24 protein-coding genes are annotated in these 23,714 nt (G+C 49.2%); 13 read left to right on the top strand and 11 right to left on the bottom strand.

What is annotated here, in order from left to right; genetic code table 11:
- Positions 1-926 precede the first annotated feature (926 nt).
- The 6 genes from O3C58_04180 to O3C58_04155 all read right to left on the bottom strand — a co-directional run bounded on the left by O3C58_04180 (position 927) and on the right by O3C58_04155 (position 6,023).
- On the bottom strand, positions 927-2,588 hold the full coding sequence (locus O3C58_04180) for an FAD-dependent thymidylate synthase (GenBank protein ID MDA0691060.1): 1,662 nt from the start codon (positions 2,586-2,588) through the stop codon (positions 927-929).
- Complete coding sequence (locus O3C58_04175; protein ID MDA0691059.1) at positions 2,569-3,486, bottom strand: SUMF1/EgtB/PvdO family nonheme iron enzyme; 918 nt, start codon at positions 3,484-3,486, stop codon at positions 2,569-2,571. The genes O3C58_04180 and O3C58_04175 overlap by 20 nt, the downstream gene beginning before the upstream one ends.
- Positions 3,487-3,531: 45 nt before the next feature.
- Entirely contained in the window at positions 3,532-4,047 is a 516-nt protein-coding gene (locus O3C58_04170) for a hypothetical protein (GenBank protein ID MDA0691058.1), read from the bottom strand.
- A 137-nt stretch (positions 4,048-4,184) separates the two neighbouring features.
- On the bottom strand, positions 4,185-4,475 hold the full coding sequence (locus tag O3C58_04165) for a hypothetical protein (protein ID MDA0691057.1): 291 nt from the start codon (positions 4,473-4,475) through the stop codon (positions 4,185-4,187).
- Between the two features lie 119 nt (positions 4,476-4,594).
- Positions 4,595-5,368, bottom strand: coding sequence for a DUF2182 domain-containing protein (locus O3C58_04160; protein ID MDA0691056.1), 774 nt, complete (start codon positions 5,366-5,368; stop codon positions 4,595-4,597).
- A 4-nt stretch (positions 5,369-5,372) separates the two neighbouring features.
- On the bottom strand, positions 5,373-6,023 hold the full coding sequence (locus O3C58_04155; protein ID MDA0691055.1) for a DUF1326 domain-containing protein: 651 nt from the start codon (positions 6,021-6,023) through the stop codon (positions 5,373-5,375).
- Between the two features lie 141 nt (positions 6,024-6,164).
- On the opposite strand from O3C58_04155, the gene aroA reads away from it, so the two are divergent.
- From aroA to bioB, 3 genes are all read left to right on the top strand, one after another.
- Positions 6,165-7,436: a 3-phosphoshikimate 1-carboxyvinyltransferase gene (gene aroA, locus O3C58_04150; protein MDA0691054.1), complete on the top strand. Its 1,272-nt coding sequence runs from the start codon at positions 6,165-6,167 to the stop codon at positions 7,434-7,436.
- Between the two features lie 6 nt (positions 7,437-7,442).
- Positions 7,443-9,524 (top strand): thioredoxin domain-containing protein, encoded by a 2,082-nt coding sequence (locus tag O3C58_04145; protein MDA0691053.1) that lies wholly within the window; start codon positions 7,443-7,445, stop codon positions 9,522-9,524.
- Between the two features lie 231 nt (positions 9,525-9,755).
- Positions 9,756-10,748, top strand: coding sequence for a biotin synthase BioB (gene bioB, locus O3C58_04140; GenBank protein MDA0691052.1), 993 nt, complete (start codon positions 9,756-9,758; stop codon positions 10,746-10,748).
- An 89-nt stretch (positions 10,749-10,837) separates the two neighbouring features.
- On the opposite strand, the gene trxA is transcribed toward bioB, so the two are convergent.
- Positions 10,838-11,173 (bottom strand): thioredoxin, encoded by a 336-nt coding sequence (gene trxA / locus O3C58_04135; GenBank protein MDA0691051.1) that lies wholly within the window; start codon positions 11,171-11,173, stop codon positions 10,838-10,840.
- A 285-nt stretch (positions 11,174-11,458) separates the two neighbouring features.
- On the opposite strand from trxA, the gene O3C58_04130 reads away from it, so the two are divergent.
- Entirely contained in the window at positions 11,459-11,932 is a 474-nt protein-coding gene (locus tag O3C58_04130; protein ID MDA0691050.1) for a gamma-glutamylcyclotransferase, read from the top strand.
- An 81-nt stretch (positions 11,933-12,013) separates the two neighbouring features.
- On the top strand, positions 12,014-12,784 hold the full coding sequence (locus O3C58_04125; GenBank protein MDA0691049.1) for an arginine deiminase family protein: 771 nt from the start codon (positions 12,014-12,016) through the stop codon (positions 12,782-12,784).
- A gap of 179 nt (positions 12,785-12,963) precedes the next feature.
- On the opposite strand, the gene O3C58_04120 is transcribed toward O3C58_04125, so the two are convergent.
- Together O3C58_04120 and O3C58_04115 are read right to left on the bottom strand one after the other, a co-directional pair.
- Positions 12,964-13,149, bottom strand: coding sequence for a hypothetical protein (locus O3C58_04120; protein MDA0691048.1), 186 nt, complete (start codon positions 13,147-13,149; stop codon positions 12,964-12,966).
- Between the two features lie 674 nt (positions 13,150-13,823).
- Positions 13,824-14,957: a carotenoid 1,2-hydratase gene (locus tag O3C58_04115; GenBank protein ID MDA0691047.1), complete on the bottom strand. Its 1,134-nt coding sequence runs from the start codon at positions 14,955-14,957 to the stop codon at positions 13,824-13,826.
- Between the two features lie 114 nt (positions 14,958-15,071).
- Here O3C58_04115 and O3C58_04110 point away from each other — a divergent pair, with 114 nt between their 5' ends.
- From O3C58_04110 to O3C58_04080, 7 genes are all read left to right on the top strand, one after another.
- Entirely contained in the window at positions 15,072-16,028 is a 957-nt protein-coding gene (locus O3C58_04110; protein ID MDA0691046.1) for a GDP-mannose 4,6-dehydratase, read from the top strand.
- Positions 16,025-16,972: a GDP-mannose 4,6-dehydratase gene (locus tag O3C58_04105; protein MDA0691045.1), complete on the top strand. Its 948-nt coding sequence runs from the start codon at positions 16,025-16,027 to the stop codon at positions 16,970-16,972. The genes O3C58_04110 and O3C58_04105 overlap by 4 nt, the downstream gene beginning before the upstream one ends.
- The gene (locus O3C58_04100; GenBank protein MDA0691044.1) at positions 16,957-17,817 is read left to right on the top strand and encodes an NAD(P)-dependent oxidoreductase; all 861 of its coding nucleotides are present in this window, start codon (positions 16,957-16,959) and stop codon (positions 17,815-17,817) included. The genes O3C58_04105 and O3C58_04100 overlap by 16 nt, the downstream gene beginning before the upstream one ends.
- On the top strand, positions 17,814-18,218 hold the full coding sequence (locus O3C58_04095) for a WxcM-like domain-containing protein (GenBank protein ID MDA0691043.1): 405 nt from the start codon (positions 17,814-17,816) through the stop codon (positions 18,216-18,218). Before O3C58_04100 ends, O3C58_04095 begins: the two co-directional genes overlap by 4 nt.
- A gap of 316 nt (positions 18,219-18,534) precedes the next feature.
- The gene (locus O3C58_04090) at positions 18,535-19,599 is read left to right on the top strand and encodes a glycosyltransferase family 4 protein (protein ID MDA0691042.1); all 1,065 of its coding nucleotides are present in this window, start codon (positions 18,535-18,537) and stop codon (positions 19,597-19,599) included.
- A 33-nt stretch (positions 19,600-19,632) separates the two neighbouring features.
- Positions 19,633-20,649 (top strand): glycosyltransferase family 2 protein, encoded by a 1,017-nt coding sequence (locus O3C58_04085; GenBank protein MDA0691041.1) that lies wholly within the window; start codon positions 19,633-19,635, stop codon positions 20,647-20,649.
- A gap of 107 nt (positions 20,650-20,756) precedes the next feature.
- Positions 20,757-20,987: a CDGSH iron-sulfur domain-containing protein gene (locus O3C58_04080; GenBank protein ID MDA0691040.1), complete on the top strand. Its 231-nt coding sequence runs from the start codon at positions 20,757-20,759 to the stop codon at positions 20,985-20,987.
- A 115-nt stretch (positions 20,988-21,102) separates the two neighbouring features.
- On the opposite strand, the gene O3C58_04075 is transcribed toward O3C58_04080, so the two are convergent.
- On the bottom strand, positions 21,103-22,149 hold the full coding sequence (locus O3C58_04075; GenBank protein MDA0691039.1) for a glycosyltransferase family 2 protein: 1,047 nt from the start codon (positions 22,147-22,149) through the stop codon (positions 21,103-21,105).
- Between the two features lie 42 nt (positions 22,150-22,191).
- The gene (locus tag O3C58_04070) at positions 22,192-22,818 is read right to left on the bottom strand and encodes an SIS domain-containing protein (protein ID MDA0691038.1); all 627 of its coding nucleotides are present in this window, start codon (positions 22,816-22,818) and stop codon (positions 22,192-22,194) included.
- Between the two features lie 400 nt (positions 22,819-23,218).
- Here O3C58_04070 and O3C58_04065 point away from each other — a divergent pair.
- Positions 23,219-23,714: hypothetical protein (locus O3C58_04065; protein ID MDA0691037.1), on the top strand; the 496-nt coding region annotated here is incomplete at its 3' end.

Here is a 23,714-nt window from a genome sequence, read left to right as displayed (position 1 = left end):
CGTGGAATAAATTGGGCATAAGCTCGTTAAGCCGGGAGCATCGCTGCTAGCCAGATTTATCATTTGGTCGAAGAGGTTGGAAGCGAGGCTTTTGCGGGCGGCACGGGCCTCTTGATCAGCACAGGTTATACCGCCATCGTAATCATTATTGCCCGCAAATTGGAGAAACGGTTCCATCTCCGGTGACCGGTTAAAAAAAGTTTCGTCATCTTTTCACTATTTCAACGCACTTTTTTTGAGCCGCTCTCTGCACTTCCTGTATTTGCGTTTCCAGCAACAATTTCAAACTGAATCTGGGGGAGTTATCCACTCTCAATTACGATTTCCCTGAAACCTTCTTGCCAGGGAAGTTAAATGATCCTTAGGTTAGGGACACCTGCGCAAAAGGACAATTTCCTTTTTTATATGGGAAGGTGTCAGTTCAGTCAAAGAGTCGTGAGGAAACCGTCACTCTCGCCCACAACAAAACACTTTAATTGAGGCGCAAATATAGAGAAAAAAACCGATGAAGGATGAAAAAAGAGGAAAATAATCCGAGTACAGAAATAAATACTAATAAGGGCATCTCTAAAAATTGACAACGACGCCGAATCGCCAATTCAAAGAAGCGTCTTTTGTTTTAGTAGGACAGGCTTTCCTGCCTGTCCGCACGGGCTGGAAAGCCCGTGCCACTGATTTAAGTAAATTTTGCACACGAGTCTATTTTCTGTGAAAACTAATTTTTAGAGATGCCCATAAATTAGAATAAATTTATCGTAATTACGAATTTTTTGTTTATTTATCAGGAATACCGAACTATACTCATTTCAATCGCTTTCTTCACCGAACTCCCGGTCCTGGTGGGCCGGGGGTTCACCCCTAACTCCCCCCAATCAGAACCCATTATCCTCTCTTACCTCTTCCATCCCCGCTAGAAAGTTGATGGATCAATCCATGTCATCAAACACGCCTGCGGCCAGACTTTTTCTGGCCGTCCGCGCTTCCTGATCCGCCCGCGCGATGCTCTGGTCGTAATCGTTATAATCCACAAACTTCAACACAGGTTCCATTTCCGGCGACCGTTTTAAAAACTGTTTTGCCATCACCTGAACGATGCGCCGGTATTTAGGGTGCCCGGCTTTTTGGGTACGCAGTTCCGTGAGGTGGCCCAGCTCTCTTAAGTTCATTCCCACATTCCAGCGGATGAAGTGATTGAACAGGGTGACATATTGGGCTTCCTCTTCCATGCCAGCGCGCTTGAGATCACCGTGCAGAGTTTCGCTCCGCTCAAAACATTCCTGAACGATTTTCTCTCTGCCGATTTCTATGATTTCCTCTGGAATAGAATATCCCAGCAAAACGCCAAGGTCCTGCCTTTGCTGGGTCAGCATTCGATGGCGCTGAAGGTCACGGTATTCTGCAAACCCTGCAACGATATCGAAGTTGATGGGATACCCGCTCTCCAGAGCTCGGCCCGGCCGGTCGCGTTTCGATTTCCGTTCCCCAAAATAAGTGGCGACAATTTCCTTGCGCTGGTCCTCGCTAAAAGTTTTTACGATCTGGCGTATCTGTTCGGTCGAGTGCTGAACGTGTGGGAAAATCATGCTGGTAAGAAGATGGATTGATGGCTCTTCCGGGCGGTCCTCCAGTAAAACCACTTCCGCGCTTTTCTCGATCGGAATCCCTGCAAACAACAGGCCGCAAAGCCGTCTCATGTTGCGGTGGTTGTCCGCCTGATACGTATTTTTGGCCGCCCGCTTAATAAACGTCGGAATCTGAGTATTGAGCGCCTCCTGGATGGACGCCGCCAGAGCGTGACCTTCCCCAAGCCCCTGGGTGAGCAATTTGGAAATCAGGCCGGAATAAAACCGGCCGTTGCCGACCAGGCCCATATTGGCCTGGGTGCAAGCCGGAAGGATACATCGGATCACGTCACAGGCGGCGCTGCGGATGGTGAACCCGTAGGCAATGCGGTGCGCCTTGCGCTCACCGTCATTCTCCAGTTCGTCCCAACCGGCTTTTTTTATGACTCCCGCCCGCTCCACTTCAATTTGAAACTTATTCTCGGTAAGACGCTTACGGAAAAGTTCCTGCATGGGTTCCACAAGACTGGCGTAAGTTTCAAAAAGAAACTCCATCGTCTCCACGAATTTATTTCCAAGGCCGGATTCAAGGATGCTTTGTGGGCGCACATAACGCCATTCGCCGTTTTTTTTCTGATCGTATAAAACGTAGCGCGTCGATTCCTCAATGGGGGAACCGCCGATACGACGGTCTTCGATGATCTTGGTCATCAGGTTGGAAACGTCTTCCAGGCAGAGCGGCGCAACTGCCAGCTCGGCAACGGAATCATCGCCGAATTTATTCACCACCCGGTCGATCAGTTCACTGCCTTTGACTTCATTGGGAGAGCCGTCGGCATTGAGAAACTCGCGCGCAATGGTTTCCTTTAATCCTGTAGGAGCGCGGCTGTAGCGTGCCAGAGCGGCGCCGATCACCTCAGGGTTGAGGTTTTTGAGCGCAAAGACCTTGGCGTCCACATCGGAAACGTAAGGCGCGAGAATCTCTTTCTCGCGGTCAGTCAGTTCGTCAGTTCTTTTCGGTTTCATCTACGGCATCCTTGGCGCATCGGAATCCTGTATCATTGAAGCGGACCTCAGGTCGGCTCCATCGGCGAAAGGCACTACGCAAAGCGTTGGGGTAATTGACCCAGGCCCCGCCCCGGACCCCTTTAAACTCTCCAGTGGCTGGGCCATGCGGATTTTTTTTGCGACCCAGACTGTAATATTTAAAATGGTACCAGTCGTCCACCCACTCCCAGACATTGCCGGCCATATCAAACACCCCGTAAATGGAGGCTCCTTGCGGATAGCTTCCCACATCGGTCATGGTAAACACACCCTGCCATTTTCTCTGAAAAGTGGCTCGGCCTTTTGGAGACGCTGACCCCCAAGGGTATATATTGCCTATGGATCCACGGGCGGCTTTTTCCCACTCCGCTTCCGATGGCAGGCGTTTGTTCCTCCAGCGGCAATACGTGTCGGCATCGTACCAGCTGACCTGCACCACCGGCTGGTTGCGGATGCTCGGCGGAAAAGAATTTCCTTCCCACAAATTACCCTCCCGACACTTTTCCGTCAGACAGGAATCGTCCAAAGCAGGCCGGTGCCCCGTGGCTTTGACAAACTCCAGATATTGAGTATTGGTCACCTCATACATATCGATCCAGTAACTGTCCAGAGTGATTTGCTTTTGCGGAAATTCATCCTCAAACCACCACAGTTCACAGGCATTATCCCATTTCCGGCACAATTCGAGGTACTCTTTGGTCTCATCAAACAGGGAACCTCTCTTGAATCCCCCCGCCTCGACTCTGACCATAAGGGAATAATCATCCGAACGGGAAACATCGGTCGATGGCGCAGCAAAAGCCGCCTGACCGGCGTGGAGCGCCAATGCAATAATAAATATCTGATTGAGAAAAAAAGACGAGAGACGAATGGACATCAAATCGGTTCGATCGTAGTACCGGCAAGCGTTGACGGCAAAGTGCTACAGCCCGTCTTCGGGATCTTCCCTGAACCGGACCATCTCTTTGCCATGAATATAAAACAGGGACAATCCGAGAATCATATTAACGGAATATATCCACGTGAACTTTGAATGGAACCGGTCGAATTGGATCTGCAGTTTCACATCCGTTGGATTGGCCTTTTTAAGCTGATCCACCCTGTGCATTTCCGGCCTGAGAAAACTGCCCATATAAATCGCCAGAACGATCATGATCGCCAAAACGACCTCCTTGGTATAAGCGCGTTTGGTGACCACAACACGCTGCAACCCGACCTTGCTGTATTTCTGCACCAGGAATTTGATAACTTCCGCCGTCAGCATCAACCCGATGCAGGTGTAAATGATATTGACGTTGTAGACGTCCATGACCTTGTTCATGATGGCACTGCCCATCAGGGGTTGATCCTTGAGGGTGATGCGAACCATGATCTCGACCAGGATGCCCAGAAGAAACATTCCCGCCACCCACAACGAAAGCGAGAACAGGTAGAACATGTTAAAAATATAGATCAGTTTTTTCAGGGAGTGCCTCCCGGTAAAAATTCATATTCAAAGATAACGCACCGCCCGCTCGAAAACCCATCGCGCGGTAACTTTTCCTGCGGGCGTGGCCCGCTCCCCGGGTAGCGGGGTTATCTACCTCCGGCAACCCGTTTGCGCAAGCCCTTGTAACTTTCCTCGATGTCGGCCTTTAGCTTGTTCTTGGCTTCAATGACCTCATTCGAGTCGCCGCCGAACCAGGACTTGACCGCCGGCCCCGGATTGTACCGGTTCACCGTGTTGAGAATGGACAAATAGATCACCCCATACATAAAAGCAAGGGTGTACATGACCACCGGAATGAACGACTTGATCCATTTTTTGTCCTTTTCGGTCCTGTGATCCCACAACCGGTACCACAAAGAGCCTTTTTTATCACTCATGATCCCTTCTCCGCTGGGCCTTTTAATTCATCAACATATAAAAATATCGGCAAGGAGGCATCGTATCAAAATATAAGAACGGAAACAAGAGTTGTGGCAATATGGGAAAATACCGGGCTTCACCCGCCCATAAACGCGAGAGCAGCACCAGTGAGGATCATCAGAAGCCCCGAAATGCGCCCACCCCTTCCGCCCAAAGGCAGAATTTTTTCCAGCAGAACGAATACTGTTATGCCAGCAATCCACAAAAGGTTCATCACGCCACCAACGAACAGCAAGCCCATCAACACCCAACAGCAGCCGAGACAATACGCGCCATGGGAAAGCCCCATTCGAAAGGCCCCTGTGGTTCCGTCGCGCCAATGGTTGCAAATAAAGTCCACGGGAGAACGGCATTGGGTGAGGCATTTATCTTTAATGGGAAGCCATTGATAAATACCTGCGGCGATCAAGAGCCCGGCGCCTAAACCCACGCTATTGGAAACCATCATGGGGGATAACAGCACGGCTTTCTCCAACCCCCATTGCGCGAAGACCGCAAACAGGCTGAAGATAACCCACATGGCGACATATCCTGATACAAATGCGCCAGTGGGAGCCACGGGCGTTCCCTGCGTAGCTGCTTTCCGAGCTACTGATGCATAGATCAAAACCGTGGGAGTGACGGAAGGCAACATCATGCCGATCATCATGATGGCCCACATCAGGAACATCATCAGGAAATAACGCAAGTCCCAGGCCTGCATTTGCATGGCGGCCATGCCACCATCCATAGATAGGGACATGTTTGCGTTAAGGGACAACAAGTAGAGCCAGGCGAGCAGGGTGACACCGCCAAGGGAAAGGACGATGGCCCAGAAATCACGTCGCGGCAATTGCCGGGCAGGTGGCATCAGATCATGTGCCGGTTAATTGGCGATGGATCACACCATCCTGATTCATATGCAGAATGTTGAAATGGCCGTGACTTTCATTCAGGTCCAGTTCAATCTGAGAGGTTACTTTGGAACTGCCAGACCCGACCTCCGCATAGGTGTATTCAAAACCCCGGGGCAGGTGAATTCCTTTTTTCATTTCCTCACCATTAAAGCGGTTTATTAACGGCGATCCTTTTGATTCAACCAGGCCTTCGATTTTTGTATGGGCGCGACGCGCATCGACATCGATACTCATTTCTATGGGCGCGTAGAGCGTTTCATGCACTTCGGACATGGTGCTGTTGAAAATAAAAAAATGCGTGGACCCAGGTTTGGTCGATTCGCCATGAGCAATTTTTCGAATGGCTTCGCGTTGTTCGGGGTTAGCGCGTTCGTCAATAATTACCTGTTGGCGTCCGTTGCCTTCAGAGACCTCGCCCGGCCATTTTACCAGCAGTACAAAACACAGCCCGTCCAAAGAAATATCATTAAAATACCCTTCTTCAATCATCACACTGTTGCTGGCCTCGCAAAACCCATGGGTCGTTTTCGAATAAAACTGGCAGGGGCATCCAAAGTCGCAGTTGCAGTTCGCAAATTGAGAACCACGAATCATCCATTGATCGGCCATATGACCTACCTCCTTAAAAAACGTTCTTTCAGAATAGTCAATCAGTATATAAAACTTCTGGATATTATTAAAGTCTCCCTTGCCTCATGTGTTATATTATCCCGTTTACCTAACAATTAACCTATTATAACTAAACGCATAATGGACGATTCCACTATCGAAATCCGACCTGTAGGCCGAATTTCTGTCACCGTTGAAATTCCCGCATCCAAAAGTTACACCAACCGGGCTCTCTTGATCGCCGCTTTGGCAGATGGCAAAAGCCGGCTGGAGCACCCCCTGTTCAGCGACGACACGCATTATATGAGCCAGGCTCTGATTGAGTTCGGCATTCCGGTGCAAAAAGAAGAGAACGCTTTTATCATCTCCGGCACCGGCGGAAAAATCAGGTCTCCCAAGAAAGAAATTTTTGTCGGCAATGCCGGAACCACCATGCGCTTTCTGACGACTTTTTCCACTCTGGCCCAGGGAACTGTGCATCTGACGGGCGATAAGCGCATGCAACAACGGCCCATCGGTGATCTGCTTTCCTGTCTGGAGCAAATGAAGATTCGGGCGGTGTCGGTAAAAGGCAATCTATGTCCCCCCCTTGAAATCCACGGTGGCAATGTGCCGGGGGGAGAAATTCAACTGGCGGGGGACAAGAGCAGTCAATACCTGACCTCGATCCTGCTTTCCGCCCCTTATTTCAAGAATGACACCACCATCGAGATCCTCGGAGATCTCACGTCCAAATCTTACGCCGACATCACTCTCGACATCATGAGGTCCTTCGGCGTTCATGTAGAAAATGAGAACTACCAACGCTTTCATGTCACGTCCGGTCAGTGTTATCGGGCGCAGGATTATCAGGTCGAGGCCGACTGGTCGAGTGCCTCGTATTTCCTTGCGGCGGCGGCGGTTACGGGAGGCGAGGTCACCCTCACAGGGCTGAACCCGGACAGCATTCAGGGCGACGCCGGGTTCCTCGATGTCCTGCAACAAATGGGGTGTAATGTCGAGAAATCCACAAAAAATATCCGTTTAAAAGGAAACCCTTTAAAGGCAATCACCATCAATATGAACAGCATGCCGGATGCGGTGCAGACTCTGGCGGTGACCGCTCTGTTTGCCGAGGGGGAAACGGTCATCAACGGAATTGCCAATCTGAAAATCAAGGAAACCGACCGCATTCAGGCTCTGGAAACGGAACTTTCCCGGTTAGGCGCCTCGGTAACGAGCGGCAATGATTTTCTAGCCATCCGGCCCAGTGAAAAATATTTCGGAGCGGAGATCGAAACTTACGAAGATCACCGCATGGCCATGAGCTTTGCCGTTGCCGGTTTGAAAATTCCCGGCGTCAAAATCAAAAACCCAAAATGCGTGGAAAAATCATTCCCCGATTTTTTCGACCGCTTTGCAACCTTAAAATAATTCCTAATGAACGAGCCTACTTACACCAATCAACTCGTACACGAAAAGAGTCCCTACCTCCTCCAGCACGCGCACAACCCGGTGAACTGGTACGCCTGGGGGGAAGAGCCTTTTAAAATCGCCAGGGAAAAAAATATCCCGGTGCTGGTCTCAATCGGCTACGCCACCTGCCACTGGTGCCACGTCATGGAACGGGAATCGTTTGAAGACCCGGACCTGGCCCAGGTACTGAACAGCCATTTCATCAGCATCAAGGTGGATCGCGAAGAACGCCCGGACATCGACAGCATTTACATGCAGGCGGTGCAAAACCTGGGGCAACAGGGCGGCTGGCCGCTGAACGTATTTGTCACGCCGGACGGCATTCCTTTTTACGGAGGCACCTATTTCCCGCCGGAGGGCAAATTCAACCTGCCCTCTTTCGAGGATGTCCTGCGTTTTCTCACCAATACCTGGCAAAACGAATATGAAAAGGTGGAAAAGCAGGGCGCGGCCTTGATTCAGGCCATTCGCAATTCCTCCGCCAAGGAAACCAAAACGGGATCGCTCGATACGCTGGATTTCGACGGCGAGGACAAAGCGGCGGAACTCTTTGGTCGCCATTACGATACGCTGAACCACGGCTTTGCTTTTCAACAACAAAACAAGTTCCCAGCGTCGATGGGGCTCTCCCTGCTGTTGCGTCATTATCACCGAACCGGCGAGGCACACAGCCTGACGATGACAGAAAACACTTTGCGGGCCATGAAAAACGGCGGCATCTACGACCAGATCGGCGGTGGCCTGTCCCGCTACAGTACCGACTACAAATGGCTGGTGCCGCATTTTGAAAAAATGCTCTACGACAACGCCCTGTTTGTCAACGCGTTGATCGAAACCTATCAGGTGACCGGAAAACAGGATTTCGCAGATTACGCCAACGATGTCCTGCAATACATCGACCGCGACATGACGTCTGCCGAGGGCGCTTTCTTCAGCGCCGAAGATGCAGACAGCGAAGGGGTGGAGGGAAAATTTTACGTCTGGAGCCTGGAGGAAGTCGAAAAACTTCTGGGCCGTAAAACCGCCAGCATCGCCACCCCCTACTATGACGTGACCGCCAGAGGCAACTTCGAAGGCAAGAATATCCTCAATGTTAAACAAACCATCCCCGAACTGGCCAAGGAACTACGCATCGAAGAATCGACTGTCCGGGAGGAACTGGATAAGGCGCGCGAACAGTTGCTAGGGGTTCGCGGCAAACGCATCCGCCCCCTGCTGGATGACAAAGTCCTCACTTCCTGGAATGGACTGATGATCTCGGCGATGGCCAAAACCGGACGCATTCTGGACGATGCTTCGCGCATCGAAAAAGCGGAAAAAGCCATGCGCTTCATCCTCACCGAATTACGGCAACCGGATGGTAAGTTGTTGCGCCGCTACCGGGATGGCGAAGGACGGTACGACGGTTATCTGTTCGACTACACCTCGATCGCCGTCGCCTGTCTCGACCTTTATGAGGCCACTTATAACGGCGACTACATCCGCCATGCCCGCGACCTGATGCAACAGGTGGAGGAAAAATTTGCCTCGGAAGGCGCGTATTACGAAACCGCGAGCGATGCAGAAAATCTGATCGTCCGGCAAATCTCCGGTTATGACGGGGTCGAGCCTTCCGGCAACAGCAACGCCGCACTGGCCTTTTTGAAATTATCCGCTTTATTGGCCGACCCAACGCTTGCCGCCAACGCCGAAAAAATATTCACGTCCTTTCATGAGGATGTCATGGAATACGGCTTGAACTCGGCTTTCATGATGCAGGCCTTGCACCTCTATTTGGGAGGGTTGAAAGAAGTCGCCATCGTCGGCCCCCGCAACCATCCGTCCACCGAGGAGATGCTGAAAGTTATTCGTGGCGGATTTTTTCCCAACGCGGTGTTCGCCTTTTCTTATGCAGATGATGTCGACAAAACGGCTGTAAATATTCCTCTGCTTGCAGGGCGCAAGCTGGTGGACGGCAAGGCCACAGCCTATGTCTGCCGACAGGGAACCTGTCTGGCTCCCGTCACATCGGTCACGGAATTGATCAAACTGTTAGCTTACGAATAGAAGTTGTGGCCAGCGTGACGCTGGACCCAATATTGAATAGTGCTGAATTTTCATCCTGGCATTGTCTTCGGGGCTCGTGAGCGAAGCAAACGTCAGCCCCACGTTTCCTCCCCGCGTTGCGGGGTATAAAATCCACTGGTGGAAACAGAAGTTGTGGTAATATTCTCCATCTCTAAATTTCCCAAACCTTTGGGACCAAACAACTCAAAGCAACATGGATGATTTGCAACCATGAGAATAGACTTTATCGACCGACTGATCGACAACGCCCTGAGTGGGGAGGGCATCTCCCGTGCCGATGCCTTGGAAATGGGAACCTTGACTCACGAAGAACTGGATACCCTGTTTGAAGGTACCAACAAAATCCGCGAAGCCTTTAAGGGTCAGGATGTAAAAATCTGCTCCATCGTCAATGCCAAATCAGGAAAATGTGTGGAAGATTGCTCCTTTTGCGCACAATCCAGTAGTTTTGAAACCGATTCCCCTGAGTATGAATTGATGAGCGTCGATGAAATCGTCGCCGCCGCAAAGGAAGCAGAGGCGTTCGGTTCCAACGAGTTTTCCATTGTCACGTCAGGCACCGCAATGGATGACCGGCAGGAACTCGATAAAATCATCGAAGCCGTCAAGCGGATCAAAGCCGAGACCAACCTGGAAACCTGCTGTTCCATCGGGCTGATGGGTCTCGAGCATTTAAAGGAATTGAAGGCCGCCGGGCTGGACCGTTGTCATCACAACCTGGAAACCGCCGCCAGCCATTTCGATAAAATCGTCACCACGCATAGCTATGAAGATGAAATCCGCGCCGTAGAAAACGCCAAGGAAGCGGGATTGCAAGTTTGTGTTGGCGGTATTTTTGGAATGGGGGAAACCCACGCCCAACGAGTCGAGCTTGCTTTCGATATCAAAGCGCTGGGTACACAATCGTTTCCGATCAACTTTCTCAAGCCGATCGAGGGAACCGGGCTGGACCATTTACAGGTCATGGACCATTACGAAGCACTCGCAACCATCGCTCTCTTGAGGCTGATCCTTCCTAAAATGGATTTGTTTGTCTGCGGCGGACGCGAAGAAATATTCACCGATCGACAGGAAACACTTTTTGCGGCGGGCGCCAACGGAATTCTGGGAGGAAACTATCTCACCACCAAGGGCCAGGACCCCAAAAAAGATATTGAGATGATAGAAAGCCTGGGTCTGCGTCCGGTTTACGAATCGGCATAGATTTTCCAGAAAACCGGGGCTTCAGGAAGGAAACACCAGGCCCGCCGGAGAGAACCATCCGTACGAGCCTTTAAGATTGAGCAGGAAGTTCAGGACAACAGGTTTTCTTCGATGATTTTTTTGATCTCTGCTTTGGTCTTAACGCCTACAATTTGCTGAGCTACCTGACCGTCTTTAAAAAACAACAACGTAGGAATACCGCGAATTCCGTATTTGGTGGCCGTGGCAGGGTTGTCATCGACGTTTAATTTAGTCACCAGAATCTGATCTTCATACTCATTGGCAATTTCTTCCACCGTGGGAGCGAGCATTTTGCAAGGCTGGCACCATTCGGCCCAGAAATCCACAATGACGGGTTTGCCATTCTGAATCACTGACGTTTCAAATTCAGCGTCAGATACGGCCACGACTTTTCCGGATGACATATAAATCTCCTCCATTTATTTAAAAAAAATCAGACCGCTTTCAACCCGTTGCTGACCAAAGTCAGCAAATTTAAGGCTGAAATAGGGAAATACAACTTTCAAAGACAATTCTTCCAGCAATTGCTATACAATTCTGAATCGGATCCAACTGAAATATTGAAGTGGGAAACGAGGTGAATTATAACATAGGGCATTCTATATCATCAACTATAATACCCAGGGTTAAAGTTTGACGCAGGGCTCGAAAATAACGCTAATGAAGAAGATCACGGGATGGAGCACTAAATGACAGATATAATAAATTTTTTCGCTTACGCGGAATTGATGAACGAAGATTACTTCAGGAAGCAGGGATTGGACTATGTTGACAAGTTATCCGTCACCCTTTCAGGGCAGAGGGTCGTGTTTAATAAAATCCCCAGTGATGAAAACGCTCCTGAAGGATTGGGTTTATCCAATATAGAGCCTACCCCGGACAATGCGGGAATGGCTATCGGGATCATGTACGAAATGGATGACAAGTATCTTCCACGGTTGGATGAAATTCATCAGGCGCCTCAGGAATACCAACGCAAAGTCATGCGCTTCAACAAACACGATTTTGCCATGGTGAACGGTTTTCTTTACATTGCCCGCCCTGAAAAAATCAACCACAGTCTCAAACCCGATAAAGCCACGATGAAAATTCTTAGAAATGCGAAAAAAAGCGTCCCCATGCTGTATTTTTCCCGGCTCATGGGCACTAAAACCATTGATTGAAAATGAAAACATAGAGTGTAGAATTCAGGAGCCAAAAAAAGGATGCGAACAATGCTAGTCACTGAATTCTAAGTTCTCTCTATGTCTTTAGTCACGGCTCTCGTTAGAAAACCCGGCCCCGATTTCACCCATGCCCTGTCCCGCCACCCAAAAAAACACCAGATCGACACTCAACTCGCCTGCGAACAACATCTCAGCTATACAGAAGCTTTAAAGCAGGCGGGAGTGCAGGTCGTAGCTCTCGAACCCCTGGCCGATTTCCCGGACAGCCCTTTCGTTGAAGACACTGCCGTTATCTTCGAGCGCCAAGCGATCATCTGTTCGATGCAAGCAGAAACCCGGCGCGGAGAAACACCCTCCGTTGCCGAAGTGCTTAGAAATTACCGGACGATCCAGCATCTTGCGCCACCTGCCACCGTAGATGGCGGCGATGTTCTTGTAACCCCCGACACAGTGTTCGTCGGGCAGTCCAGCAGAACCAACAAAGAAGCCGTCGCAGCTCTTGCCGCTTTATGCGGAAAACTCTGCCTGCCGGTCGCTGTCAAACGCGGATTGCATTTGAAAAGTGCGGTGAGTTTTTTGGGCGGAAACCTTCTGGTCATCGACCCTGCCAGTGTCGATGCGTCCCCGTTCAAAAGTTTCGACTGGATCGAGGTGGAGGAAAAAGAACGCTACGCGACCAATTGCCTGCGGCTGGGAGAATTCGTGCTCATGCCTGCCGGATATCCTAAAGTTGCGAACCAAATCCGCAGTCACGGATTTAAAACTCTGGAACTGGAAATGAGCGAGTTTGAGAAAGCCGATGGCGCTATCACTTGTCTCAGCCTTATCATTCCCGAACAAATTGCTTAATTAAAAGAAAACCAGGGGCGGTGACTCCCCCTGGCTCTCAGCCATTAATTAATGGATTTAAACGGTCAATTCATACTCTTACTACCTTCATCCTTATCCTCATCCTTATCATTATCGCCTCCCTGCAAAGAAAGGGGGTTCATGCGATCTTCTTCTTCCTGCCTTAATCTTTCCTCGGCTTACTCTGGAGTCTCATCCTTATAGAGTTCGGAAGCCTCAGCATCACTTGGGATCTGGTCATCCTGAATCAATTCAAAATTCGGGTCTTCCTGGCCCTTGTCTGCCAATACCAGATTGACGGGGGAAATAATATAAAGCGAGAAAGCCAACAAGAAAGTTGTTAAAACAGAAACCGACTTTTTCATAATTTCATGATTCCTTTAAAATTTTTTGATGATATTAGAATACGTTGAACTCAGAGAAATCCCCCTGCCTGGATGCACCAATCAGGCAGTCTTGCTTTTCCTCCTTTCAGAGCGGCTCAATATCCTTACCTAACAAATCCCGAGTACCTTTGAAGACACCAGAACACACTAATTTCTTCGTAAAAGAAATTGACCAGAGAAAAAACGGGTGCGAATTAAATTACATGAACCCTTTGGAAAAATAGGATTGCTCTAATTTGTCGGTAACTGACATGCGGAGCACATGCCTGTTGAGATGCAGGTGAGAAGAAGAAAAGCCTCTTCTTAACTTGGCGTGAAAAACTATTTTAGAAGTTGGAAACATAAAAACTCAAAAAAGAATCCAAACGAAAACGAGTGGACGCTATCCACTATGCAATGTTATTCCTTGGCAAGAAAAAAACAAGAAATATTTTCGGGTTTAAATCACATTTCTATCATGGAAATCCTGTTTCCGAATCCTATCTTTTAGGTCAAGATTCAGAAAAACCGATTCCTATTCAATGGTTCCCAGTTGAGCCACATTCGCTAACCCGTCCTTGCCCAGCCCCCCCTCCTCTACCCTCTGGAGGGAAGGAGTTATAAATTCCCCTCCTTGCGAAGGAGGGGTCAGGGGAGGTCCAAGCGGTTTGTGATCACTCTGGCAATTCCTGTTTGAGCGGTGTTTCGTAGCCCACCAGCTCGACGTAGCCTTTGCCCTTGACCGGCTGGCCCTCAAGCGTGCCTTCGATGGAAACACTGCCTTCCCAGTACGACCCTGAAATGGAACGCAAATTGGTAAGCTCTTGATCGGCTAAATCCGGTTGGACGGTGAGTCGCGTTTTAGAATCGGCAAGTGTGATGATCCAACCTGCAGGATAAGTGGTTTGCGTTTTTTTACTGGTCCAGTCTCCCGTGACTTCGACCGAGAATTTATCTTTTTGCAGATGACGGGAAACGCCATCGGCTGCAATCAGCGTCCCGCTGGAAAATGGATCGACCCCGCCGTCCTTCTGGCGCAATTGATACAGCATGATCTCGGTGTCGTTATCGAGTTTCAGTGAAAACCAGTCCCAGCCCACCAGTTTCGGGTTCAGCGGGTCGCTGGAGAATTCCCGATCCATCCAGCTGGTTCCAGTGACCTGAACCTCTTTGCCTGCGATGAAGATTTTTCCAGTCGTCTGCATGCGCGGATAAGAAAAATAATGCGAGGCGTTTCCGGCCCGCTCACCCTTTCTGCTGATGCCGCCCTCCCCGTGAAAAACCATCGGCTTGCCAGGCATCAGTTTTAAATCCACCCCCGTCCCGGCTTCGATGGCTTGCAAGCGATGCGCCTCATTGCGCTCCGTGAGCACCCAGTCTTCGTTCCACACCAGAAACCGATCTGATTTGGCTCCGGCGTTATTCATCCCCTTGCGATTTATGCGCTCATAGAAATGAAATTTCCTGCCATCGATGTCGGAGACTGTCATGTGCGCGAAATAGACCTGATCCACTTTCCATTCGGAAGGGTTGACGATTTTTTTCGTCCCCTCGAGACCGACTCGGAAAAAAGTGACCTGGTAGCCAAAGCGCTGGCCCTCGGCAGATTCAAGGTTGCCGGTGTAATACCACCATTCGATGCGGAAATCGTCGTGAGAAAAATAGTCGCGCGGAAATTGATACTCATAACCGGGCAAAACCTTGCGAAATTGCGGCGGTTCCTCTGCGTGGGCTTCGGTCCAGCGGCTGAAAGCCAATAAAACCAGCAGGATTATTATTAATTTTGATTTTTTATCCGTCCGATGCATAAGATAGCTCAAGCTAATCACCAAGAATGCCGTCAATAATTAAGATAAGTAATGAAAAAAGTAACAGAGCTTTCCCGTGTTTGCAAATGAACCCACACTAAAGGTGCATGAGCTATGAGAGTCTTGATCACAGGTGCCGCTGGATTGTACGGCATCCATCTGGTAGACGCTCTGGTCCGCCGTCCAGATATCTCCAGCATCATTGGAGTGGACGATTTTTCGCGCCAGTTTTTCCAGGAAGATCCGTTCATCAAGTCGGAAGGGTTTGATAAAAAGTTCACCCTCATCCGCAAGAAATTTTACGATCTGACCATCGAGGAACTGGACGAGATGGATCTGGATGTGATCGTGCACCTGGCGGCGCATATCTCGATCCCCGAGTCGATGGAGCAGGCCAACGAATACTTCAAAAACAACGAGTGGGGAACCTTCCGCCTGATGCAGACCCTCGTCCGCACCAAGAGCTGGCCCCTGATTATTTACGCGTCCTCCCCTGAAGTGTACGGCAACCCCATCTACACGCCGATGGACATCAACCACCCCATGTTGCCGCGCAGTATTTACGCGGTCACCAAGCTGGCGGCGGAAAAACATTGCAAGGCCATGCACGAGTGGTATAAATACCCTGTTGTCGTGATTCGCAATTTCAATACCTTTGGCGAAAATCAGGACATCTCCGATCATTCCGGGGTCATCTCCAAATTTATTCGCGACGCCCTGAACAACCGGCCCATCATCATCCACGACAGCGGCGAGCAGACGCGCGATTTCCAATACGTCGAGGATGCGGTGCGTGCCTATTCGCTGGTCATCACCAAGGACAAACGGTTTTCCGGCGATGTATTCAACATCGGCACCAACAAACAAACCTCGATCAAGAATCTGGCTCACATGATCAAAGAACTCACCGGGTCCAGTTCAATCATCGACAATCAACCGGGCCGCTCAGCGGATTTGATGTCTCTGGAGGCCGATTATTCCATCATTCACCAAAAAACCGGATGGGAACCGAAGGTCAGTCTGCAAGACGGCCTCGAACGCACCATCAGGTGGTACAGGCAATTGATATGAAAGCTCTGGTTACAGGCGGTGCCGGGTTCATCGGCAGATGGCTGGTCAAAAAACTGCTGGAAGAAAATTTCGAGGTCTGGGTTCTCGATAACCTTGAAAACGGACTGGAAAGCAATCTCGCGGAATTTCATAATCATCCGTTGCTGAAAGGCATCGTTTACGAGGATGTGCTCAACCAGAAAGCGCTGCACTCGATCTTTCAATTCAAACCCGACATCGTCTACCATCTGGCCGCGCAGATCAACGTTCACGAAAGCCTGGAAATCCCGAGCAAGGCGTACGAGATAAACATCAAGGGTACCTACAACCTGCTGGAAGAATGCCGCGCGTTAGGGTCCAAGGTCATGCTCATGGGAACCTGCATGGTTTACGACATGGCGGGAAGCCACAAACCGATCAACGAAGACCATCCCCTCAAACCGACTTCTCCCTACGCCGCGTCCAAGCTGTCGGCGGAGATTCTGGCGCAGTCCTATTATTACAGCTACGGACTGCCGGTTGTAACCTGCCGTCCCTTCAACACCTATGGCCCCTATCAGAAATACAATCTGGAAGGCGGCGTGGTCTCTATTTTCGTCCGGCAGGTATTGAATGGAGAGGGCCTCGAAATTTTTGGCGATGGCACGCAAACCCGGGACCTGCTCTACGTGGAGGACTGCGTGGATTTTGTTTATGCCGCCTCGCGCTGTGAACAGGCGCTGGGGCAGGTGATCAACGCCGGTTCGGGAACCGACATTTCCATTCTCGACCTGGCCCGCATGATCTGCCCGGACGAAAATAAAATCAAATTGGTAGAACACCGTCACCCGCAATCCGAAATTCCCAAACTGCTGTGCGATTATTCCAAGGCCCGGTCGATGCTGGGCTGGGAACCTAAAGTCGACCTAAAATCCGGCATCGAAAAATTGAAAAAACAGCTTCAGGAAATATGCGTATTGGCGTAACCGGCGCCTCCGGCTTCATCGGCGGCCATTTGACGAACGCATTGCAAGCTCTCCCCGGTATCCACGTATCTGCCCTTGTCAGAACGCGGAAAAACTCTCCACCTACCCTAAAAGATCTAAAAAATTTCGTTGCCGATAAAGATGTAATTTATCATCTGGCCGGGGTCAACCGCGGATCGGATGAGGACATTCTGCAAGGAAATATTCTGGGGACACTGCATCTTTTGCTGGCCATCAAAACTCATGGCTCCCCGCAAACGCGAATCGTTTTCGCCTCCTCCTCGCAGGTGTATCAACAGGGAAAAGAAAATGACCTGATCAAGGAATCGCGTGCGACGGAACCGGAATCCCTGTATGGTGTCAGTAAAAAAACGGCGGAGGATTTAATCCGGTTATCGGGTTTGGATCACCTCATTCTAAGACTTTCCAACGTCTATGGTCCGGGTTGCCGCCCGAATTACAACTCGGTCATTGCCACCTTCTGCGACCGCACAGTGAGGGGTCTGCCCCTGATCATCGATGGTGATGGCAGGCAAGGTCGGGACTTCATTTTCATCGATGATGTGGTCCAGGCGATGATACTGGCAGGCACCGGGAAACAATTTAAAAAAAGAGCGGTTTACAATATCAGTTCCGGCAGGGTATCTTCATTGCGACAGGTGATTGGCAATATCAAACGCGCCGGAGAAAACGTGAACGTCGAATATCAGAAAACTGAGGGCGGATATTCCTATGGCTGTGACTCTTCCAGTTTTCAAAAAAACTACCAATGGAAACCCACAACTTCTTTAGCGGCGGGAATCAAAGATACCCTGCGCGGCTTCAGGGAAGGACGGAACTCATGAAAGGCATCCAGGTTCAGGATCTGGACAAGAAATCCGACGAAAGAGGCTGGCTGATCGAAGTGCTGGGCGATGAATTGCACGGGGAGAGCAAACCCTTCGGGCAAATCCACGTTTCCGTGGCCTATCCCGGAAAAGTCCGCGGCAACCATTATCACCAGCGAAAAACCGAATGGTTTTCCGTTCCCAGCGGCACGGGACTGCTCCTGCTCAAGGATCTGGCAACCGGCGAAGAGGAACAAATCCTCATGGGAGAAAATACGTTAAAAACGGTCAAGATCACCCCCGGCATCGTCCACGCCATCAAAAATAATGGTCGCAATGACATGGTGCTCATCGTCTACACCGATGAAACGTTCGACCCTGCCGACCCGGACACGTTTTACCAGAAAATACTGGAGTGAGCCAAAGGCGATCAGGTCACCTGACACAGCGGACTTCTAACAGGTTGCTGAAAAACTATTTTTGGGACCCTAAAATGTTAATTTCAAGTTTACTGTTAATTTAAGAAAACCAGTAGAACAGGCGACCTATCCTTAAAGTTTATGCGGAAGTGCGGAATTTAATTCCGCCTTTCCAGCCTGTGCGCACAGCCTGGAAAGGCTGTGCCACTTAAAAGCAAAAACCTGTAAAGCTTAACTCGCTGACGGATTTTTCTCTTTTTCAGCAACCTGCTAATTACACCTGCTCCAACATTTAAATGAATCCGGCTCCGCAATCATGAAAATAACTTTCCTGCTCCCTCACGTCCGGCTCAGCGGCGGCGTCAAGGCCCTGCTGGAGTATGCCAATCGAATTTACGCGATGGGCCACGAAGTGCATATTATTATTCCCGCTGAATCCCACAAATGGTACCGCTTCGGCAAAAAATTAAAGTCGCTGGGGCAACAACCAACTATTTTGAATCCGAAATCTATCGACTGGTTCGACAATCAAGTGCCGATCACCACCCTTCCCAGCAACAACGCCGGGTTTATCCCCCCTGCTGACGTCCTGATCGCCAGCGCATGGCAGACGGCGGAGTTTGCCGCCAAGCTCCCCAGAGAAACGGGTAAAAAAATTTACTTTATACAGCATTATGAAAGCCTGTGGATGCGGGATAAAAAACGCGCCGAACAAACATATCGTCTGCCTTTTCAAAAGATCGTCATTTCAAATTGGTTAAAACAAATTTTAGCGGACAACTTTCAACAGGAAGCTGAAGTTTTGGTCACCCCCGTTGACAGGAATCTTTTCTTCTGCAAAGAAAAAGTTTGGAACACGCCTCCCAGAGTCTGCCTGATGCACCACGACTATGACTGGAAAGGATACAAGGAAGGAATCGCCGCCATCAAACAAGTCCGGTCGCAGAACCGGAAGCTCGACCTGGTGGTTTTTGGCGAAAAAGTGAAAGACCCTCAGGAACTGTTTCGGGAAACAGGGTTCGAGTTTGAATACCATTACCGCCCAACGAGAGATCAAGTGGCTCGCATCCTTTCATCCTGCGACATCTATCTTTGCCCAAGCTGGCATGAGGGCCTTGGAATGCCGCCGATGGAAGCCATGGCTTGCCGCTGCGCCTTAGTAACAACAGATACCGGAGGTTGCAGAGATTATGCGATCCACGGAGAAACCGCCCTCGTATCTCCCCCCAAAGACATTGAGGCGCTGGCTGACAATTTGACCGCCGTCATTGACGATAAACAATTAATGACACGGCTTTCTGAAAACGGCGAAAAAAAAATCAGGGAACTCGACTGGGAAGAAAACTGCCAGCGCTTGATCAATTTATTTAAGTCCCATTAAAACTTTTTTACCAAGAACTCCCTTTGAACTGACATGAAAAAAGTTTCCGCCATCATCGTGAACTGGAATGGAAAAAATGAAACGGCGGACTGCATCCAATCGCTGTTGGATCAGGATTATTCCGATCTGGAAATCATCGTCAGCGACAACGGATCGACCGACGGGTCCATTGACTTTTTGCGGGAACGGTTTTCATCATCGATCCGCCTGTTGGAGAATGGCAGGAATCTCGGCTTTGGCACGGCGGTCAACCGCGGCCTGGAAGAAGCTTCAGGGGAATATCTCATTTTCCTGAATAACGACCTGGTCCTCGAATCTGCGAGCATCGGCAAACTGGTTGAGCTTCTAGAATCGAATGACGAAATCGGAGCCGCCGTTCCCAAAATCCTTTATTACGAAAAACGCAACACCTTCAATTCCTTCGGCGTCGGGATTCACTTCACCGGAATCGCCTGCCCCGACAAAATAGACCAAATTGATGATCAAGAATTGAACCGGACCGAAACCGCCTGTGGCGGCATCTTCATGTTTCCTCGCAAGGTATACGAAACCGTCGGCGGGTTCGATGAAGATCTTTTTCTTTACCACGAAGATCACGATTTATCCTGGCGCATACGGCTGGCGGGTTGGAAAATCATGGCCACACCTGAAGCGGTTCTTTACCACCATTACAAGTTTAATAAAGGCATCCGAAAATTTTATTACTCAGAAAAAAACCGGCTGCACATTCTGATAAAAAACCTTGAGTGGAAGACACTCGTCCTGATCCTTCCCGCCCTGTTGATTATAGAATCCGCCCAATGGGTCCATGCGATCCTGCACGGGTGGTTGCATTTGAAACTAAAAAGCTATTTTGAATTGATAGCGCTTCTGCCCCGCATCCTCAAAAAAAGAAAAATAATACAAACCCTCCGGAGGGTTCCTGACAGGGAAATCATCAGGCTTTACCGGGGCCAGCTGGCGGTGGCCGGAATGAATGATCCACTGATGAAATATTTATTGAGCCCGGTTCTTAACGCATACTGGGCTTGCGTTCGGGGCTGGATATAGAATAGCAATTAACTTTTTCAGAATCTTTTTATATTGACAACCGAAGACATATCTGCAATTTTTTGACTACGATTCATTCAACCACCCTTAATAAATAAGGAATCCACATGGCTTACGAGAATTTTCCCAATTATGTCGAAGAAACTGAAGGAATAAAGTATTACTGCACCTGCGGTGAGTCCGCAAATAAACCCTATTGTGATGGCTCGCATGAAACCAAGGGAACGGGGAAATCCCCCAAGGAACATGTGATGCAAGAAGCCAAACGGGTAGCCATCTGCGACTGCGGCCATACCAGCAAGTCGCCTTTCTGCGACGGGTCTCACTCGAAATTGTAAAACTTATTTTCATCGAGGATCTACACCTGTCTTCTGCTAGTCACTCATATTCAGCCGCCACCGGTGCTCTGGCCCCTTTTTAAAGAGGGAAGCTTTTATACAAAAGCGAGTTACATTATAGATATTGTTCGTATTTTATATAACTGGAATAGTTGCGGGTACTCATTTCCCGTTTTCTTTCCGACTTTTTTGCATTCGATAATAGAAGAGCATTTCGGAAGGTGGGAATGCTTCTGCACAAGCTATTCAAAAACGTTATATACAGAGAATCTCGGTAACAGTGGAAAAATTCTTTCAATGTCTTGGCGGCCAAAGCGGCGTCTTTGAAATTGCCCGCCCTTGCTGAAATTTTTCCTTGCTGGACCAGCATTCCCCGCAAACGTTTTTTAAGTAGTCTCTCAGCGGATTGAATAACAGTGGGGTCAAGCCCTTTGTAGCTGGTCAGATTTTTCAACATCTTGTGCCAGGGGAGCCAGGTGTAGCGGCTTTGGCTTTGACCTGAAAAGCTGGTGGTATCGAAGCGAAAGATAACACCCGGGTTAAGATTGATGACAAACGGGAACCGGGAAACTGCCCGGAAGGTATAATCCCAGTCCGAGACCTCGGCTGTTTCCCGATCAAGCAACCCCACCTCTGCGATTGCCTTGCTCCGATATATTGCGCCTCCAAAGATCGATGGGTCTTTTATACATGCCGGTAACCCCTCCTCGGTGGTATAAAATCCAGAACGCCAAGCGTTAGATGGACTCACCGTATGAATTTTCCCCTCGTCAGTCATAAAAATTACCTGCTGGGCACAAAATAGGGCTTGAGGATTTTTCTCAAGGTCTTGAACGGCTGTCTCGAGAAAGTTTGGAAGAAAAAGATTGTCATCGGACAATACAGTCCACAGTGGCGTATCCACACGGGCTATACCAAAATTCACATTATCAAGGAACCAGCCCATGTTTTTTTCATGAGAGTGGAAATGGATCCGTGAATCGGTCTTAGCAAATTCCGAGACAACCTTTTCTGTTTCGTCTCCAGAAGCGTCATCGTAAACCCGGATCTTAAAATGAGGGTAGGTCTGATTGAGAACACTCTTAATGGCGCGCTTCAATAAATGAGGCCGGCGATAGGTGGTGAGAACAATGGTGATTTTTGGATTGGGGCTGTTGTTCAATGATGTACTCCATTCAAAAGAGTAACCTGCTTTTACTCCTACTTAGAACCTCCATGAACCCGAACTCTCTTCAGATTTCAATTTGCACATCAGGTAGGACGTAATGATATGGTCCAAAATCATGTGGGCGTCTTCGACAGGTCCATATTCCCCTTTAGGTGTTTGTAAATGAACAACGTGATCAGCAAATTTCCCCAGTTCGCCTCCATCGAAGCCCACCAGGGCCACGGCAACCCCTCCCCGTTCTTTTGCCAGTTTCACCGCGTTGACCACGTTTTGACTATTCCCGCTGGCAGAGATCCCCACCAGCACATCTCCTTCACCAAAAAGAAATTTCATCTGTTTGGTAAAAATCGATTCATAACCACAGTCATTTCCCGCAGCTGTAATAAAGGACGTATTGTCAGTCAGACTCAGGGTTCGGAACCCTTCACAATTGGCTTTATTGCCAACTTCGGCAAGGTCCTGGGAAAAGTGAGATGCCGTTGCGGCACTGCCGCCGTTGCCGACAAAATAAATGGTCTTTCCATTTTTCCTGGCTTGCAAAAACACCTCTACCACTTTTTCGACAGACTTGCCGTCTAACCGATCCAACAATTTATGCAAATAATCGACATAGGAGTGGTAGTAATCGTTCAACCCTCCTGATTGTTCCAAAATCTTTGACAAATGCGTATCCATTTCGCAATTATTTTTGATCCCAAAAAACTGGGAAGTAAGGTTTTAAAATGATTTAATCATAATGACTTTCACATTGATTAAATCCTAACATTCTATACTTCATGTAGTATGTAACATTTTTAAGCTTGAGATTCTACTGCGGATCTCCATTCCATGGAGGGTCGATCATCAGAAGGAAAAAATCAATTATCCTGAAGTATTTTAATTTTTGAAATTGGAGAAAAAATAATCATTCCTTACCCCAACTCCGAAAAGGACTCGCCGAATATATTCTTGACTATTGGCTGAACAATCCATAGAATTTTCAAAATATTGCATTAACCTGGCCGCTTTTTATCTCGGAATATCCACTTCAGTTTCTTCTGGCTCCCCCCTTGGGCACATGACGATGGTTCCACTATTCGACCGCAATTCCCTGAAAATTCAGTCTCTCGAAAAACGAGACCACGACCTGGACCTTCAAACGATCCGCTCTTTGGAAGAAAGTGCTTCCCCGGATTTAAAAAAACAATTTCGCCCGGTCGCCGAGGACATCGTCCAAGCCAGGAAACATAAGCGTTCCATCATCCTGATGATGGGAGGTCACGTGATCCGTTCCGGTGTGCAACACTACCTGATTGACTTAATGAGACGGGGGTATATCGGAGGCCTGGCCATGAACGGTGCAGGGATCATCCACGATTATGAACTCTCCCTGATCGGGGCCACGACAGAAAGTGTCGCCCGCTATATTAAAAACGGAGAATTCGGGTTGTGGCAGGAGACGGGGAAATTAAACGATATCATCAACCAGTCCTATGCCGATGATCCTAAGACCGGAATGGGGGAAGCCATCGGCCGAGCCATCCATGAGGGAGACTACCCGCACAAAGATATCAGTCTTT

Source organism: Nitrospinota bacterium, assembly GCA_027619975.1.
In the GTDB taxonomy this organism is placed as follows: Bacteria; Nitrospinota; Nitrospinia; order Nitrospinales; family VA-1; genus JADFGI01.
This window is presented reverse-complemented; position numbering and strand designations above follow the sequence as displayed.

Coding starts and splice junctions, on each gene's coding strand:
- O3C58_04180 (MDA0691060.1), bottom strand. CDS start 2,588: ATGAAACCGAAAAGAACTGACGAACTGACTGACCGCGAGAAAGAGATT.
- O3C58_04175 (MDA0691059.1), bottom strand. CDS start 3,486: ATGTCCATTCGTCTCTCGTCTTTTTTTCTCAATCAGATATTTATTATT.
- O3C58_04170 (MDA0691058.1), bottom strand. CDS start 4,047: ATGTTCTACCTGTTCTCGCTTTCGTTGTGGGTGGCGGGAATGTTTCTT.
- O3C58_04165 (MDA0691057.1), bottom strand. CDS start 4,475: ATGAGTGATAAAAAAGGCTCTTTGTGGTACCGGTTGTGGGATCACAGG.
- O3C58_04160 (MDA0691056.1), bottom strand. CDS start 5,368: ATGCCACCTGCCCGGCAATTGCCGCGACGTGATTTCTGGGCCATCGTC.
- O3C58_04155 (MDA0691055.1), bottom strand. CDS start 6,023: ATGGCCGATCAATGGATGATTCGTGGTTCTCAATTTGCGAACTGCAAC.
- aroA (MDA0691054.1), top strand. CDS start 6,165: ATGGACGATTCCACTATCGAAATCCGACCTGTAGGCCGAATTTCTGTC.
- O3C58_04145 (MDA0691053.1), top strand. CDS start 7,443: ATGAACGAGCCTACTTACACCAATCAACTCGTACACGAAAAGAGTCCC.
- bioB (MDA0691052.1), top strand. CDS start 9,756: ATGAGAATAGACTTTATCGACCGACTGATCGACAACGCCCTGAGTGGG.
- trxA (MDA0691051.1), bottom strand. CDS start 11,173: ATGTCATCCGGAAAAGTCGTGGCCGTATCTGACGCTGAATTTGAAACG.
- O3C58_04130 (MDA0691050.1), top strand. CDS start 11,459: ATGACAGATATAATAAATTTTTTCGCTTACGCGGAATTGATGAACGAA.
- O3C58_04125 (MDA0691049.1), top strand. CDS start 12,014: ATGTCTTTAGTCACGGCTCTCGTTAGAAAACCCGGCCCCGATTTCACC.
- O3C58_04120 (MDA0691048.1), bottom strand. CDS start 13,149: ATGAAAAAGTCGGTTTCTGTTTTAACAACTTTCTTGTTGGCTTTCTCG.
- O3C58_04115 (MDA0691047.1), bottom strand. CDS start 14,957: ATGCATCGGACGGATAAAAAATCAAAATTAATAATAATCCTGCTGGTT.
- O3C58_04110 (MDA0691046.1), top strand. CDS start 15,072: ATGAGAGTCTTGATCACAGGTGCCGCTGGATTGTACGGCATCCATCTG.
- O3C58_04105 (MDA0691045.1), top strand. CDS start 16,025: ATGAAAGCTCTGGTTACAGGCGGTGCCGGGTTCATCGGCAGATGGCTG.
- O3C58_04100 (MDA0691044.1), top strand. CDS start 16,957: ATGCGTATTGGCGTAACCGGCGCCTCCGGCTTCATCGGCGGCCATTTG.
- O3C58_04095 (MDA0691043.1), top strand. CDS start 17,814: ATGAAAGGCATCCAGGTTCAGGATCTGGACAAGAAATCCGACGAAAGA.
- O3C58_04090 (MDA0691042.1), top strand. CDS start 18,535: ATGAAAATAACTTTCCTGCTCCCTCACGTCCGGCTCAGCGGCGGCGTC.
- O3C58_04085 (MDA0691041.1), top strand. CDS start 19,633: ATGAAAAAAGTTTCCGCCATCATCGTGAACTGGAATGGAAAAAATGAA.
- O3C58_04080 (MDA0691040.1), top strand. CDS start 20,757: ATGGCTTACGAGAATTTTCCCAATTATGTCGAAGAAACTGAAGGAATA.